We start from the raw sequence: 16,467 nt of genomic DNA on the forward strand, positions 1-16,467 counted from the left end.
GGCAGTAAACCAAAACTACTCCCGCACCACGCGCAGGCGCTGGGGCAGGCCACCGGGGCCGGTGAGCGTGACTACGTACACGCCCGGCGCGGCCTGGCGCAGGAAGGTGCTGAGCTGTTCGGCCAGCGCCGCGCGCGGGGCCGGCGCGGGGGCCAGCAGCGTGCGGCCCAATACGGAGCTGAGGGTGAGGCGCAACGGTGCGTCATCGGCCAGGGCGGGGCCGCCCACTAGCTGCACGGCATCGCCCTGGCTGGGGTTGGGCAGTACCACGTAGGGGCTGGCGGTGGCCGATACGAATACCACCGGGCTGTAACTGATGCTGCCATCGAAGTCGCGCTGGCGCAGGCGGTAGTAGGCGGCGGTGGGCGCGTCGAGGTCGTGGTAAGTGTAGGCGGTGGGCTGGCTGCCGCCCCGCGCCGGCACGGTGGCCAGGCGGCGGAATTCTTTACCATTGGCCGACTTCTCGATGTCAAAGCCGGCATTGTCTTTTTCCAGCGCTGTGGCCCAGTCCAGGCGCACGGTGCCGACGCTGGCGCGGCGGCCCTCGAAGCGGGTGAGCGTGACCGGGAGCGGCGTACTGCTATTGCCGAGGGCAAATTTTGAGAAGGAGCTGATGCCCGCGTAAGTGGCGACGAACGGCCCGCTGCCGGTGACGGTGGCGCGGCCCAGCTCGGTCCAGATTTCACCCGCGCCGCCCCGGTTGCGGTAAACCTTGGCCTGGCTGGGCACGAAGCTGGCATTCCGCTCGGCGGCACCATACTGGAGGCTCAGGGCCACGACCGGGCCGGTGGCCAGGGCGGGCGTCACTTCCCAGGTACGGTTCACGAACTCGGCGGTGCGGCTGTAGGGGGCGCCGCTGGTGCCGTTGGTGAACAGGCCACTAAAGGTGCGGACCTGGAACGTGGTGCCGGTGCCACTGTTGGCCAGCGTGAGGGGGGTGAAGGAGGCCGCCGTACCCACCGGGAAGGCCACGGCCGAGCCATCGCCCGGCACGGGCCGCACCACGAAGCCACCCGTGGCCGCCACGTCGGGCGTTATCACGTAGCGGCTGGCATCGGCCCCGGTCACGGTGGCGGCAGTGCCCAGGGTCAGGTTCTGATTATCAAGGGCCAACCGGCCGGCCGTGAAAGCCAGCGCCCCGCTCACGCTCACGGGGCTGAGCAGGCGGACATTGGCCGCGTTGTTGATGGTCAGGTTATTCAGGGCCAGCGCCGCGCTGCTGCCCGTGCTGATGGTTTGCTCGGTGCTGCCGTTCAGCTCCAGGGTGCCTGGGCCGGCTAGGGTGCCGGCGGCAGCTACGTTGCCGCTCACGCGCAGGGTGGTGCCGACGGCCAGGGTCACGCTGGCCCCGCTTTCCACGGTGAGGTTGCGGGCGGCCAGGGTGCCGGCCGCCAGGCTGGGGGCGAAGCTGGTACCGGCCGGAATCAGCACGTCGGTGCTGGCGGTGGGCGTCACGCCGTTTTCCCAGTTGCGGCAGTCGGCGGGGTCGGCCGAGGCGTCGTTGCTGGTCCAGATGGCCACCTCGTTGGTGGGGGCCGGGACCGTGCGGGTGTTCACGGCGGTGGGGGCGGTGTAGCTCGCCTTCACGAAGCAGCGCTGGCCGGCCACGGTGGCGGTGGTGTTGCGGACTTTCAGGGCCAGCCAGCCGGTGGTGCCGGGCGTGTAGCTGCCCGTGGCGGCGGTGGTCCCGCTGGCGCTGCTCAGCAGCTGGCCGCGCAGGTCATACACCCCGATGGTGAGGCTGCGGGTGTTGCCGCCGGCCTCGGGAAAGAGGTTGTAGCTGACCGGCTGGCCAGCCTGAACGTAGATTTTGCCCACCAGCCGGGTGTTGGTCGAGTTGCTGGGCAACGCCCCGCCCTGGCCCAGGCTGTTGCAGTTCAGGTCACCGAGGTCGTCGGCCATTTCCCACTCCTGGGTGGTGAGCGTGGGGAGGGCGGGCTGGTAGCCGTCGTTGTCCTGCCCCACCGGGGCCCACACCGAGTAGCCGCGGCGGCCGGCCGCCGCGCTGCCATTGCAGGGTGGCGTGTTGATGCGCACACGCCGGTCGTTGGGTACGGTGTACGTATCGTTGCCATTGGCCCCGGAATAATCCTTGAGCACCGTGCCGGGCGCGAAATCCGAGTCCACGAAATCCAGTTTCCAGTCGTTCTCGGAGTCATTGATGCCAATGATGGCGCGGGCGCTGCGCTCAATGATGAGGTGGTCCGGGGCCTGAAAACGGACCTTGTAGGCCCCGTTTTTGAAGTCCAGGTTCTGGTGGCACCAGATGAGGTTTTCCAGGTCGGAGCGAACCGGCAGGCTGGTCGTGCTGGTGGCCTCGTGGGCGTAGCGCTGGCCGTTGCTCACGTTGAACAGGTCTTCGAAGAAGATTTGCGGCGCCCCGTCCATCGCCAGGGCCACGGCGTAGGCAATGGACAGGCGGGTGTTGAACGGGTCGATGTGCGGGGCCAGCTCCGAGCTGGTGTTCCAGCCGATGTAATTGCCGGAGCCGTTGAGCTGGGGCCGGAAGGTGTCGTGGTTATTCACGAAAGGCACCGTGCGATGCACGTAGGTGTTGGAGCCGGCGTAGTAGGCCACACGCTGGTCTTGCTGGATGCCAGGCAGAGAGCCGACATTGAAGAAGCCGTTGCCCTGGGTCATGCTGTAGATGCCTTCCCGCAGGCCGAAATCGAAGGTGCCAAACAGGAAGTCATTGCCGCTGTTCTGGGCGTTTACCGTGGTGGTATAGCCATCGAGGTCACTCTTGCCACCCACGTACTCGCCCACGTTGAACATGGCTTCGCCGCCGTTGGCCCAGCCGGCGCTGTATTTCAGGTTGAAGCTCAAATCCTGCTGAATGGGGTAGCTGAAGTGCTTCACCGCGTCCCAGCGGAAGCCGTCGACCCCGGTCTGCTTTTTCAACCACACTATCCACTTACGGGCCTCATCGCGGGAGTAGCCCGCATTCTGAGTCGGGTTGTAGGTGGCGTTGGTGCTGGGGCCGTAGCCGTCCCCGCCCCCGTCGTCGCCAAAGCAGAAGTCGGCCCCGAACATGGGTTCGGCCATCGCGCCGCTTATCGAGTTGTGTCCGAGATGGGGGTGAAAGTTGGTGTAGTTTTTTGACCAGCGACCCCGGCGTTCCAGGTACTCCGGGGCGTTTTCACCCCCGGTCTGGGGCACGGGCGTGGCGAAGCACGAATAGCGAAAATTCTTGTACCCACTGCCACTCTGCACCGAATACGAGTTGGGGTCTATCCCCCCGGCCCCGTTGCCGGCCCCGGCGTTGTCGATGTGGTTCAGCACGATGTCCTGAATCACCTCGATGCCGTTGGCGTGCATCACGGCCACCATGCGCAGAAACTCGTCCTTGGTCCCGAAGCGGGTCCGCGTGTCGTTCTTCTGAAACTTGTCGCCGAGGTCGTAATGGTCGAAGGGCGAGTACCCGACCCCGTTCGTGCCGCCGTTTTTGGGCGTGGGCGGAATCCAGACCGCGTCAATGCCCATGCCCTTGAGGCGGGGGGCCAGCTCGGTGAGGTAGTCGGCCCATTTCAGCGGGTAGGTACCGTTGTAATAGTCCCACCAGAAAGCCTGAAGCACCACCTTTTTAACCGTGGTTTGGGCGTGGGCCGCATAGCTGCCCAGTTGGGCCAGCACCAGCAATGCCAGCAGCGCGTAGCGTTTTCTCATCGGGTTGCGGAAGCAAAAATAGTTAGGTTGGAACAGGAACAGCGAATTTACAGCATCTCAATCTGATAAACAAGTTAAAATCCTACTGATGAGTGTGCTAAGGTTTGCGCATGCAACGGATTTTCCTGCTTCAGCAATGAGGTATTTGGTTATGAATGAACAGCTTCTGCCAACCCTGCTAAGTATTCACCGTAAACCTACGGCAAAACATTTGTTCCTTTTACTTTCATACTTTACCAGTTCTTTAAAATGAAGTTTTTCTCCCATTCGGCAGCCTTTGCGTGGCTCACCGTTCCCGTCCTGGCCGGTGGCCTGCTACTCAGCAGCTGCAACAGCCAGCCCACCGCCACCGAAGCTGATAAAACAGCCACCGTCGTTTCCGGCGAAACCAATGCAGCCTCTGATAGCTCGGCCGTAACGGCCTCGGCCGATGGCATGAGCGCCGTGAAGCCCACCGGGGCCAAGCCCGCCTGGGGCCCCAACATCAAGCCCGAAATGCAGGCCGTTATCGAGCAGCTGATGAGTTTCAAAAATAAGCCCCTGCCCGAGCTCACGGCCGTGCAGGCCCGCCAGCAGCCCAGCCCGGCCGATGCCGTGGCCAAGCTGATGCAGGCTAACAACATGCCCATGCCGCCCATGAACTGCGATACGATGAGCAAAACCCTCATGCCCGGCGTGCAGGCCCGTATCTACACGCCCAAGGGCGGCACGGCCCCGTACCCGGTTATCGTGTATTACCACGGCGGCGGCTGGGTAATTGCCAACCTCGATACCTACGGGGCCTCGACCCAGGCGCTGTGCGAAAAAACCGGTGCCGTCGTGGTATCGGTGGCTTATCGCCAGGGCCCGGAGCATAAGTTTCCGACAGCCCACGACGACTCGTTTGCCGCCTACCAGTGGGTGTTGAAAAACGCCGTCAGCATTAAGGGAGACGTGAATAAGGTGGCTGTGGTGGGCGAAAGTGCCGGTGGCGGCCTGGCCTGCGCCGTGAGCATGATGGCCCGCGACCGCAAAGTGGCCCTGCCAAAATACCAGGTGCTGGTGTACCCCATCGCCGGCTACGACATGAACACGCCTTCGTACCAGGCCAATACCGAAACCGCGCCCCTCAATAAGGCCGGCATGGGCTGGTTCTTCAAGAACTACCTGCGTACGCCCGCCGACGGCAAAGACCCCCGCATCAACCTCGTGGCGGCTAATCTGAAAGGCCTGCCGCCCACTACCATTATTGCGGCCGAATATGACCCGTTGATGAGTGAAGGCAAAACCCTGGCCGACAAGCTTAGCGCCGCGGGCGTGAAAACTAATTACCAGCTCTACAACGGCACAACCCACGAATTTTTCGGCATGGCCGCCGTAGTGCCCGAAGCGAAAGAAGCCCAGGGCGTAGCGGTAAGTGACCTGAAAGGGGCGTTGAAGTAGGAACTGTCATTGCGAGTGGAGCGGAGCGGAACGCGGCAACCCGTCCTCGCAATACCAGACACCTGATAATGTGAAAAGCCTCGGCACTGCGTAGTGTCGAGGCTTTTTTGTGTCGAAATAAAGGACTTGCCACAACCCAAAGCTTAGCGCATCGAGAGGACGGATTGCCGTGCTACGCTCCACTCGCAATGACAAGCGGCTTCAAACTACTCCGCCGCAAACCGCACGTCTACCTGCGAGTCGAAGTGCAGGCCCAGCAGCTCGGAAGCATTGCCCTGGCAGATGCCCAAACACAGGTAGTCCTGGCTGTTGAAGATGACTACGGCCTCGCCGGGTGCCACGGCCGAAAAGTGTAGGTGCAGCTCCCGCACCACATCGCGCCCAAAATGCACGGCCAGACTCCGGCCGTGCCCCACGGCCTCTACGGCCGTGCGCGAGATATTGGTAATCAGGTTGCCGTAGTGGTCGACGTGGGCCACGTGACCAGTGATGCGGTGGTCCTGGAGGCGCAGCTGACGATTGTTGAGGCGATGAAAATCGATGACCTCGGGGCCGAGGCTGGCCATTTCCGTGCCCTGGGCCAGGGCCACGGCGGCCGGCAGCAGCACGTCGCGGGTGGGGGAGGAGCTGACGGCGGCGGGCAGGGCCACCAGCTGCTCGGGTGCCCCGGCGCAGAGCAGCGCCAGAATGCCGTTGTCGCCGGCCACGAAATAATGGCCCTCAAACAACGCTATTTGCCAGCCCGGCTCGGGGCCCGCCCCGTGGTCGGCCACGCCGATGAGGTGGACCGTGCCCGTTGGAAAATCCCGGAACACAGCCTGGAGAACGTGAACGGCGTGCGGGATGTTAAAGGGTTCGATGCCGTGGCTGATATCGACCACCAGCGTGGTGGGGGCCAGGTGCAGCAGCCGCGCCTTGAGTGCCGCCACGTAATGGTCGCGGTAGCCAAAATCTGTCAGCAGCGTAATCAATCCCATGCCTGTGTTCCGTAGTTTTTCGTAGTATTGTTCATTCGCTCGAACCGGGACAAAAATAGCCGGTTTAAGGTGAAAACGGGCTGTTTCTTGTCCACCTACTTTTTTCCCCCCTCTCTCCCAACTTGGTCGAAAAAATCATCACCCTCGAAAACATGTCTCTGGTCGATTTCCTCGGCCCCGACAATCAGAATATCCGCCAGCTGGCCGCCGCTTTTCCCGGCTCCAAAATCATCAGCCGCGGCAACGAAATCAAAATCCAGGGCCAGACGGAAGTCATTGCCCGCATCAACGACCTGCTATCCTCGCTCATCGAGCACTACCACCAATACGGCCAGATTACCGAAAAAACCGTGAACCAGTACCTATCCGCCACTTCCGAAGAGGCCGAGGGCCGGGTGCTGGCCGCCTCGCCCGACGTAATTCTCTTCGGGGCCAAAGGCGGCGTTATCAAAGCCAAAACCCCCAACCAGCAAAAGCTGGTGGATACCGTGATGGCCCACGACCTCACCTTCACGCTGGGGCCGGCCGGCACGGGCAAAACCTATATTTCGGTGGCCCTGGCCGTGCGCGCGCTCAAGAACAAGGAGGTGAAGAAAATCATCATCTCGCGCCCCGTGGTGGAGGCCGGCGAAAGCCTGGGTTTCCTGCCCGGCGACATGAAGGACAAGGTGGACCCCTACCTGCGGCCCATTTACGATGCCCTGGAAGACATGATTCCGGCCGAAAAGCTGAAGTTTTACCAGGAAAATAAAATCATCGAAATTGCCCCGCTGGCCTACATGCGCGGCCGGACGCTCAACAACGCTTTTGTGCTGCTCGACGAAGCCCAAAACACCACGCCGAGCCAGATTAAGATGTTTCTGACCCGCATGGGCCCCACCGCCAAGGTGATGGTGAACGGCGACCGCAGCCAGATTGACCTGCCCACCCGCCAGAAATCGGGCCTGATGCAGGCCATGGATATCCTGAAAAACGTGCAGGGAATCGGCTACGTCGAGATGACGTCCGAGGACGTGGTGCGCCACCGTTTGGTGAAGGAAATCGTGGAGGCGTACGACCAGTTTGATACCGAAGAAACCATGCGTCAGGCGCAGGCCAACGGCATTCCGCGCCGCGACGAGCGGCACGAGCGCCGCCTGCGCGAGCAGCAGGACGCCGGCCTGCCCAACCCCGAAATGGACCTGCCGGTAAACCACGAGCAGCCACTGTAACTATTAACCATCTGTCATCCTGAGCGCCGCGAAGGACCTTGTCCCGATTAGACGATTTAGTTACTACTAATCCGTTTAATTCGGGATAAGGTCCTTCGCAGTGCTCAGGATGACAATTTTTTGCCCTGACCTATGTCTGCCACCGCTTACCGCGTCACCGACCTGCGCGACCTCGACGCCGCCTTCACCATCCGTGAAAAAGTCTTTGTGGAAGGCCAGGGCGTACCCGCTACCCTGGAAAACGACTTCCACGACCGCACCGATGCCCGCCACTACCTGGCCCGCACCGACGACGGCACGCCCGCCGGGGCCGCCCGCTGGCGTGAAACCGAAAACGGCGTGAAGCTGGAGCGCTTCGCCGTGCTCGAAGACTTTCGCAACCAGGAAATCGGGGCCGCGCTGCTCCACGCCGTGCTGGTCGATGTGCGGGCCGAGCTGCCCGATGCCGAGGTGTATTTGAACGCGCAGCTGCGGGCCGTGCCGTTTTATGAGCGGCACGGATTCCGTAAGGAGGGGGAGATGTTTGAGGAGGCGAATATTCAGCACTTTAAAATGGTGCTGGGGTAGCGCTGTCACAGGCACACCGCTACATTAGCGCCGGCCGCTGGGTTATTTCGTGGTAGCAGATGTGGGCCTGGCTGAAGTAGTGAAACACCATGCTTTTGCGGGTCTGGGCCGGGTCGAGGTGGGGTTCGCCGCCGTGCATCAGGTTGGCGTGCCAGATGAAGACGTCGCCTTTGCGGGCCAGGAAAACCTGCTTTTCGATGCCGGCTTCGGTGATTTTGCGGGCGATGTTGGCTTCGTATTCCTTGTCGCCGATGAGCCACTCGGTGCCTTCGTTCTGGTAGTCGGCATTGAGATAGTAGGGCAGCTGGTGGCTGCCGGGGTAGTAGTGCAGCGGGCCGTTGCCGGGCGTGATATCTTCCAGCGCCACCCAGGCCGCGGCCATACCGCCCAGCGGGAAGGTACTCATGTGAATGCTGTCGGAATGGGTGCGCTGCTGGCTGCCGGTCAGGAAGTTGATGCTTTGAAAGAGCCTGGTTTCATGGCCCAGCAGGGCGGCTACTAGTTCCCGCAAAGCTCCCTCGCCCGCCGCCCGAATGCGCGCCGACTTACGGAAAGCAAACATGAACTTGTTGCGGTAGCGCAGGCTGATTTGCTGGCTGGCAATGAGTCCGGCGAGCTCCTTATTGATTCCGTCGACGGCTTCAACCCTCAAAAAGCCCGGCAGAATGGCAAAGCCATTCTCCTCAAATGCCAGCAGGCTGGCCTGGCTGGCAGCCGGCAGCGCCCGAAAAGCCGGCACTACTGCCAACCGCCCGGCCAAAGACGCTACCGGTGGCAGCCCCGCTCTGGCCGGTAAGTGGGCAAAGTCGCGGCTACTGATGGGGGAGAAGTACTGCTTTTTCAGCCCCAGCTTTTGGTAGATGGGCAGGTTGTGGGCCAGCCGCCGGCGCTGAAACACGTTGTAGGCGGCGTAGCTAAGCTTGAGGCGGCGCAGAAAGGAAAACATGGGGCAAAGCAGGGTTTGGAGCCTCCAAGATACTATCGCGGCCCAGCGCCCCGCACTTCGGCCATCAGAGTATGTGGCCAAACCGCTACATTGCCAGTCCGCTACGCTTTCCTGCTTCTGCCATTTCATGACTACCTGGGCCACCTTTCCCTTTGTGCGCTACACGCCGGCGCTGATTATTGGCATCGTGGCCTACCTGTATTTCGGCGCGGCGTGGCCGGAGCTATGGCCGGCTACCGTGGGCCTGGCCGGGCTAAGCATGGGCCTTATTTTCTGGAGCGTGCGCCAGCGCCAGCCCGCCCTCACGGACGCGGCCGGGGTGTTGTCGCTGCTCACCATCGTGGCCCTCGGGGCCACCCTCACCCAGCGGGCCACCGAAAGCCGCCGCGCCGACCACCTCTCCCGGTTCGCCGACAAAGTGGAGTGCTACCAGGCCGTGGTGGACGAGGCTACCGTGGTGCGGGCCGCCACTTTTGCCACCACCCTGCGGGTGCAGGCCGTGCGCGTGGCCGGCCGCTGGCGGGCGGCCACCGGCGGGGTGCGGGTGTCGCTGCCGCGGGTGGCCGGCATCGCGCAGCCGGGCTACGGCGAGGTGTGGCTCATCCGGGGGCGGCCCGACCTCAGCAAGCCCCCGCTGAACCCCGGCGAGTTCGACTATGCCCGCTACCTGGAGTACCGGCAAGTCTATCACCAGCAATACATTCACCCCGACCAGTACCGGATACTACGGCTGGCCCCGCCCAACTACCTGGTGGCCCTGAGCATGCGGGCGGCCGCGCAGCTCGATGGCGTTTTTCGGCACTACATCACCGCCCGGCGGGAGTATGCCATTGCCTCCGCGCTGGTACTGGGCATTAAGGACGACGTGGATTTGGCCACCAAGCAGGCCTACACCGCCACCGGCACCACCCATATTATGGCCGTGAGCGGCTTGCAGGTGGGCTTGCTATTTGCGGCCATGTCGTGGCTGCTGCGGGTGCTTTTTGGGCGGGTGAAGGGGTTCCGGCTGTGGTCGGCGCTGGTGGGCCTGGCCGTGATTTGGAGCTATGCGTTTCTGACGGGTTTGTCGGCCTCGGTGCTGCGGGCCACGGTCATGTTCACCGTCATCATCATTGGCCGGGCCCTGAACCGGCAGGATTCCATCTTCAATACGCTGGGCGTGGCCGCCTTCGGCTTGCTGGTCTGGAACCCGTTTTTGGTGGCCGATGTGGGCTTTCAGCTCTCGTTTCTGGCGGTGCTCAGCATCGTGTACGTGCAGCCGCGCATTGCGCGCTGGGTCGATGTGGAAGCTTTTTTCTACGCCCGGCGGCGGCCCTGGCAGGCCCGGCCGGTGCAGTGGGCCTGGCGGGGCAGCGGCTGGTTTCTGGATAAAGTGTGGCAGGCCGTGGCGCTGTCGCTGGCGGCGCAGGTGGCCACGTTCGGGCTGGGCCTGTATTATTTCCATCAATTCCCGCTCAGTTTTTTGTTTTCCAACCTCGTGGCCGTGCCCATTTCGAGCGGGGCCGTGTACGTGGGCCTGGCGCTATTGGGGCTGAAAGGGCTGGCGGCCGGCATCGGGGCGCTGCTCCCGGCCGGGGCGGCGTGGTGGCTCGATTTGCTACCCCGGCTCGTGGCCTTTGTATTTGAAAAAATGGTGTGGGCCTTCAACGAATACATCTTCCTGATTAGCCGCCTGATGGCGAATTGGGTTATCCGGGATATTCACGTTTCGGCCCTGCAAACGGTCTTGCTCTTTGGCCTGATTGGCACCGGCCTGGCCTGGCTCAATACCCGGCACCTGGGCTGGCTGCGCGGCATGGCCCTGGTGCTGCTGGGCTATGCTGGCAGCCGGGTGGCCGAGGCCCGCGCCGTGGCCCCGACGGAGGAATTTATCGTGTACAGCATTCCGCGCCGCTCGGCGGTGGGCTTCTGGCAGGGCGCGGCGGCCGAGTTCGTCACGCCCGACTCGCTGCCCCTCACCGAAACCGAGCGCACCTACCGCCTGCTGCCCGGCATCATCCGGCGGGCGGCGCGGCGCACGGCCTACCGCGTGGGCTGGCGCGGCAGCACCGTGCCCGTGCAGCGCCTCGCTGACCGCGACAGCGCCAACCCAACGCTTTATTTCAGGCCCGGCCCCGTGGTGCTGGCCCGCTGGCGCGGCCTGCGCATCGGCTTCGTGGCCAGCCGCATTTCGTCGGCTACGCAGCCCGCGCCTATCGATGTGCTGGTACTGCGCCGCAATGCCCGCATCGCTCCCGAAACCGTGGCGGCCGTATTTGGCCCCCGGGTGCGGGTCGTGTTCGACTCGTCCTGCAAAATCTGGTACGTAGCCCGGCAGGATTCTTTGCTGCGGGCCCGGGGCTTCCGCACCTGGGACGTCACGGCGCAAGGAGCCTTTCGCTGCACCCCGCCATTGGCTGCCCGGCGCTGAGCGGGGCCGGTCGGGCAACCACCAGCAGGCTTCTTGCGAGTTAGCCCAAAATGGCCAACGGTCCGGTTGCCAGCCGGTTTCGGCTGGCGCGGCCGGGGTTTGGTCGAGTTCAGCAGACCGTCCGGGCATTTTTTACGTTAATTGCCGCAACGGATGCCACCATTTCACCTCTCGGGGCATCCTTGCTGTACCCATCCGTCCGCGCCCTCACCCGCTCCTTATGGAAAACCTGCTCACCTCCGAACTCGAAGCTCTTCGCTACATTCAGTACGAAGCCCAGGACCGCATCGGTTATATCACCCTCAACCGCCCCGACAAGCGCAACGCCCTCAACGCCGACGTGGTTACGGAGTTGAAGCAAGCCTTTGAGTTTGCCGAAAACGACAATGCTGCCAAGGTCATCGTGCTGCGGGCGGCCGGCGACGTGTTCTGCGCCGGGGCCGACCTGGCCTACATCCAGGAGCTGCAAGGCTTTGGCTACACCGACAACCTGGAAGACAGCACGCACCTCATGCAGCTTTTTCACCAGATTTATACCCTTAAAAAGGTGGTTATCGGGCAGGTGCAGGGCCACGCCCTGGCCGGCGGCTGCGGCCTGGCCGCCATCTGCGACCTCACCTTTGCCGTGCCCGAGGCCAAATTCGGCTACACCGAAGTCAAAATCGGGTTTCTGCCGGCCATCGTGAGCGTGTTTCTGCTGCGCAAAATCGGCGAAGCCCGCACCAAGCAGCTGCTGCTTACCGGCGACGTTGTTTCGGCCCAAACGGCCCTCGACATGGGCCTCATCACCTTCCTGGCCCCGAAAGAAGAGCTGGCGGCCAACGTGCGCACCTACGCCCAGCGCCTGTGCCGCGAAAACTCCGGCCAGAGCATGGAAGTGACCAAGGAAATGCTGGCCCGCCTGCCCGAGCTCGCCCTCGAAGAAGGCCTGCGCTACGCCGCCCAGCGCAACGCCGAAGCCCGCGGCTCCGAGGATTGCCGCAAAGGCATTGCCGCGTTCCTGAGCAAGGAGAAAATTGGTTGGTAGCGCGAAAACCCGTTTCTTTGTAGCCAAATAAAAACCGAAACGCCGTTCCGTTCCCGGAATTTCCAGGGACGAAACGGCGTTTTCGCGTCCATTCCAAACAACCTTTTCCCGCTTCGGTTACTTCCGCATGACTGCACTGGCCGCCATTGGTATTGTTCTCGCCACGTTCGGCTTCATGGAGTTCTGGGCGTGGTTCATGCACAAGTTCGTGCAGCACGGGCCGCTGTGGGTGTTGCACCGCTCGCACCACGTGCGGCACCCGCACCCGGTGGAGCGCAACGACTTATTCTTCCTGATTTACGGAGCCATTTCGGCCGGGCTGTTCGTCATCGGTGACAGTGGGGGGCGCTGGTGGTTTTGGGTAGGCGTGGGCATTGCGGCCTACGGCACCGTGTATTTTTTTGTGCACGACGTGCTGATTCACGGCCGGTTGCGGTTCTGGAAAAAGTCGCAGAATACCTATCTGCGGGCGCTCAACATGGCCCACAAAACGCACCACAAAACCAAGGGCCGCGACGGTTCGGCCGAGTTTGGCTTGCTGTGGGTGTCGCCCAGATACCTTACGCTGGCTAGGAAGCAATTAAAAATTAAAAAAGAGAAAATTAAAAATGATTCCGATGCGGAACTCAGTAAAAAAGAGGCCGCTCGCTAATTTTTAATTCTTCATTCATAATTTTTAATTACTTCAATGGGCCACTTTTCCATCAGCGACCTAGAGCAGCTATCGGGCATCAAGGCGCACACTATTCGGGTGTGGGAGCAGCGCTACGACCTGTTGAAACCCGTGCGTACGCCCACCAACATTCGCCTGTACAGCGAGGAAGACCTGCGACGCCTGCTCAACGTGGCTACGCTGTGCGGCCGGGGCCAGCGCATTTCGCAGGTGGCCCGCCTCAGCGACGAAGAAATAAATGCCGCGGTGCTGGCCTGCTGCGACGACGGCCACGACTATCACCTCCAGGTGAATGCCCTGCTGGCCGCCATGCTCGGGTTCGATGAAATTCTCATCAACCACCTGTTCAGCGAGGCCACGGCTCGCATGGGCTTCGAAAAAATGATGCTCTACATCGCCTATCCGCTGCTCCAGCGCATTGGGCTGATGTGGCTGGCTGGCGCCGTGAACCCGGCCCAGGAGCACATGATGTCGCACTTGCTGCGCCAGAAAATGCTGGCCGCTACCGATGCCCTGCCCGGCGTGCCCACCAGTGCGCGCCGCTGGCTGCTGTTTTTACCCATCGATGAGCTGCACGAGCTGGCACTACTCTTTATGAACTACGCCCTGCGGCTGCGCGGCCAGCACACCCTCTACCTTGGCCAGAACATGCCCACTGAGGAGCTGGGAGTCGTGTGCGAAACCTACCAGCCCGATGCCGTAGTAGCCGTGCTCACCCTGCAACCCGAGCGGGGCCGGGTAGCCGAGTTCGCGCAGGAAGTTTCGGCGCAGTGCCCCGGCAAGCTGGTGGTGCTATATGGCCCGCTGGCGCGGCAGGAAGGGCTGGTGCTACCGCCCAACTGCGTGGCCCCGGTGCTGATGACTGACTTTTTGGCGTTGGTGTCCACGCTGGAAAAGGAGCCCGTAGCGGCATAAGAAGCTATTTGAGTTGGCTGGAGGCCGTTGGCCGAGTACCCCGGATTTTTAATTCGGCTCGTCTGGGCGGTAAAAAACGCGGTTCCGAATCGGGCAAACGGGCCGAATTAAAAATTCGGGGTGCTCCACCTGCTAACTGGTGTGCCAGCTTCACAAAATGATAACGTGCAGGTCACCCTCCGCCAGCCAAACAAAACCTTTGCTGGGTGTAGATTAACGCGATTATGGAGAAGAAGTAGGCGTGCCGAGTAAAATTCTTTCGGCCGAAGCCGTCCCATTTCGCGGTTGGCTCGTATATTTGTTTAACTATCGGCCACGAAAAGCTAAACAGCATGACTTCGCTCGAATTCACCTCGCAAGTGCAGAAGATTTCGCTCACCCTCCGGCCCGCCGCCATGAATTTGACGCGAGACGCTGATGACGCAAAGGACCTAGTGCAGGAAACCCTCCTGAAGGCCCTTCTTAATAAGGACAAGTTTAAAGCCGGTACCAACCTGAAGGCGTGGTTGTATACCATTATGCGCAACACCTTCATCAACAACTACAACAAGATTACCAAGCGCAGCTCCAACATTGACAGTACGGAGTATTTTCAGTATTTTAATACCGACCAGAACTACATCACCCACAATGGGGCGACGTCCGATTTTGTGGTGCGCGACATCAACGAGGCCATTGCCGGCCTGGGCACCGACTACCGCACGCCGTTTATGATGTACTACATCGGCTACAAGTACATGGAGATTGCCGAGAAGCTGCAAATTCCCATCGGTACCGTCAAAAACCGCATTCACATTGCCCGTAAGGATTTGAAAGCGGCTTTGCAGGTGTATGCGCCGGTGGGCGCTTCGGCCGGTAGCGAGGCTGCCGAAACCCTTGATGACTAGTTTGCCCGCGCCCGCGCGGTGGCCGCCGGCCCTTGCTGCTGCACTTGCGGCGCGGGGCCGGCGGCCCTTTTTTTAGGCGTACTTCGCCGTTTCATTCACTATATCTGCTCCTGCCTTTGTCTTCGTCCGCCGCCACCATCGCCGCCACCGCTGTTACCACTGCTGTCAACGCCGCCATTAGTGCTGCCACGACGCTGCCGGTGGGCTCACCCAAACACGCCGTGGTTATCGGAGCCGGATTTGCCGGGCTGGCGGCCGCTACCACGTTGGCGCAGGCCGGCTGGCGCGTCACCATCCTCGAAAAAAACGAAGGCCCCGGCGGCCGGGCCCGCGTGTTCCGCGCCCAGGGCTTCACCTTCGACATGGGCCCGAGCTGGTACTGGATGCCTGATGTTTTCGAGAAATACTTTGCCCGGTTCGGTAAGAAAGTTTCCGATTATTACGAGCTGGAACGGCTCGACCCGTCGTATCAGGTGATTTTTAAAGGGCCGGAGGCGGTAGATATTCCGGCCAAAATGAGCGAGCTGCGGGCCCTGTTCGAGCGCTACGAGCCCGGCAGCGCCGCCCGCCTCGACGAGTTTCTGAAACAGGCGGCTTATAAGTACGAAGTGGGCGTCAACCGGCTGGTGTACGCGCCCAGCCGCTCAATTTTCGAGTTTGCCGACCCCAAACTGCTGGTCGATGTGGTGCGCATGGACGTGCTGCAAAGCATGTATAAGCACGTTCGCAAGTTCTTCAAAGACCCGCGCCTGCTGGAGCTGGTGGAATTCCCCATCCTGTTTCTCGGCGCGACTTCGGAAAATACGCCCGCGCTCTATTCGCTGATGAACTATGCCGACCTCGCGCTGGGCACCTGGTACCCCAAGGGCGGCATGCACAAGATTGTGGAAGGCATGGTGCGCCTGGCCGAGGAACAGGGCGTAGAGCTTGCGTATAATGAGGAAGTGACCGAAATTGTGGTCGAAAACGGCCGCAGCACCGGCGTCCGCACGGCCAATGGCTTCTTCGCGGCCGATGCCGTGGTGGCCGGGGCCGACTACCATCACATCGAGCAGCAGGTGCTGAAACCCGAGTTTCGGCATTACGATGAAAAGTACTGGGACTCGCGCACCATGGCCCCGTCGAGCCTGCTGTTCTACCTCGGCGTGAACCGCAAGCTCGACAAGCTGCGCCACCATAACCTGTTTTTCGACGAGGACCTGACCCAGCACGCCCGCGAGATTTATGAGCAGCCGCAGTGGCCCACCAAGCCGCTCTACTACGCCTCGGTGCCCAGCAAAACCGACCCCACGGTAGCCCCCGAAGGCCAGGAAAACCTGTTCCTGCTCGTTCCCGTGGCCCCCGACCTGACCGATGACGAGGCCACCCGCGAGCGCTACTACGACCTGATAATGGACCGCCTCGAACGCCACTGCGGTCACCCCATCCGCGACGCGGTGGTGTATAAGCGCAGCTACGCCCACCGCGACTTCATCGCCGACTACCACAGCTACAAAGGCAACGCCTACGGCTTGGCCAATACGCTCAAGCAAACGGCCATTCTGAAGCCCACGCTGAAGAGTAAAAAAGTCAGTAATTTGTATTTCACCGGCCAGCTTACCGTGCCCGGCCCGGGCGTGCCGCCGTCACTCATTTCGGGGCAGGTAGTGGCGGGGGAAGTTTTAAAGGAAATTAAGTAGAACGTCATGCTTATCTGGTGTCCGCGCAGCCGAAGCATCTCGCGTGCAGCAGTAAATTAATCGTTCTACGGAGTTGATTACTTCTAC

12 protein-coding genes are annotated in these 16,467 nt (G+C 61.7%); 9 read left to right on the forward strand and 3 right to left on the reverse strand.

From position 1 onward, the window contains the following. Nucleotides 1-15: 15 nt before the first annotated feature. Entirely contained in the window at nt 16-3,666 is a 3,651-nt protein-coding gene (locus tag ABD819_RS07850) for an alpha-amylase domain-containing protein (protein WP_345122807.1), read from the reverse strand. Between the two features lie 249 nt (nt 3,667-3,915). On the opposite strand from ABD819_RS07850, the gene ABD819_RS07855 reads away from it, so the two are divergent. Continuing rightward, entirely contained in the window at nt 3,916-5,088 is a 1,173-nt protein-coding gene (locus ABD819_RS07855; protein ID WP_345122809.1) for an alpha/beta hydrolase, read from the forward strand. Between the two features lie 206 nt (nt 5,089-5,294). On the opposite strand, the gene ABD819_RS07860 is transcribed toward ABD819_RS07855, so the two are convergent. Further along, a complete protein-coding gene (locus ABD819_RS07860) occupies nt 5,295-6,065 on the reverse strand; it encodes an SAM hydrolase/SAM-dependent halogenase family protein (protein WP_345122811.1) in 771 nt (256 codons plus the stop codon). Between the two features lie 122 nt (nt 6,066-6,187). Here ABD819_RS07860 and ABD819_RS07865 point away from each other — a divergent pair, with 122 nt between their 5' ends. Then, complete coding sequence (locus tag ABD819_RS07865) at nt 6,188-7,276, forward strand: PhoH family protein (RefSeq protein WP_345122813.1); 1,089 nt, start codon at nt 6,188-6,190, stop codon at nt 7,274-7,276. A gap of 132 nt (nt 7,277-7,408) precedes the next feature. Then, nucleotides 7,409-7,843: a GNAT family N-acetyltransferase gene (locus ABD819_RS07870; RefSeq protein WP_345122816.1), complete on the forward strand. Its 435-nt coding sequence runs from the start codon at nt 7,409-7,411 to the stop codon at nt 7,841-7,843. A gap of 19 nt (nt 7,844-7,862) precedes the next feature. On the opposite strand, the gene ABD819_RS07875 is transcribed toward ABD819_RS07870, so the two are convergent. Continuing rightward, nucleotides 7,863-8,789: a phytanoyl-CoA dioxygenase family protein gene (locus ABD819_RS07875; RefSeq protein WP_345122818.1), complete on the reverse strand. Its 927-nt coding sequence runs from the start codon at nt 8,787-8,789 to the stop codon at nt 7,863-7,865. 127 nt (nt 8,790-8,916) lie between these two features. Here ABD819_RS07875 and ABD819_RS07880 point away from each other — a divergent pair, with 127 nt between their 5' ends. The 6 genes from ABD819_RS07880 to ABD819_RS07905 all read left to right on the forward strand — a co-directional run bounded on the left by ABD819_RS07880 (nt 8,917) and on the right by ABD819_RS07905 (nt 16,380). Then, nucleotides 8,917-11,199 carry a ComEC/Rec2 family competence protein gene (locus ABD819_RS07880; RefSeq protein WP_345122820.1) on the forward strand — a complete coding sequence of 761 codons (2,283 nt, stop codon included), beginning with the start codon at nt 8,917-8,919 and terminating at the stop codon, nt 11,197-11,199. 220 nt (nt 11,200-11,419) lie between these two features. Then, nucleotides 11,420-12,226, forward strand: a complete 807-nt coding sequence (locus tag ABD819_RS07885; protein ID WP_345122822.1) for an enoyl-CoA hydratase/isomerase family protein — start codon at nt 11,420-11,422, stop codon at nt 12,224-12,226. Between the two features lie 127 nt (nt 12,227-12,353). Beyond that, complete coding sequence (locus tag ABD819_RS07890) at nt 12,354-12,878, forward strand: sterol desaturase family protein (RefSeq protein WP_345122824.1); 525 nt, start codon at nt 12,354-12,356, stop codon at nt 12,876-12,878. 36 nt (nt 12,879-12,914) lie between these two features. Beyond that, the gene (locus tag ABD819_RS07895) at nt 12,915-13,814 is read left to right on the forward strand and encodes a MerR family transcriptional regulator (RefSeq protein ID WP_345122826.1); all 900 of its coding nucleotides are present in this window, start codon (nt 12,915-12,917) and stop codon (nt 13,812-13,814) included. Between the two features lie 332 nt (nt 13,815-14,146). Continuing rightward, nucleotides 14,147-14,701, forward strand: coding sequence for a sigma-70 family RNA polymerase sigma factor (locus ABD819_RS07900; protein ID WP_345122827.1), 555 nt, complete (start codon nt 14,147-14,149; stop codon nt 14,699-14,701). Nucleotides 14,702-14,922: 221 nt separating this feature from the next. Next, nucleotides 14,923-16,380: a phytoene desaturase family protein gene (locus ABD819_RS07905; protein ID WP_345122964.1), complete on the forward strand. Its 1,458-nt coding sequence runs from the start codon at nt 14,923-14,925 to the stop codon at nt 16,378-16,380. Nucleotides 16,381-16,467: the final 87 nt, after the last annotated feature.

It is taken from the genome of Hymenobacter antarcticus, from assembly GCF_039539545.1.
Taxonomy (GTDB): domain Bacteria; phylum Bacteroidota; class Bacteroidia; order Cytophagales; family Hymenobacteraceae; genus Hymenobacter; species Hymenobacter antarcticus.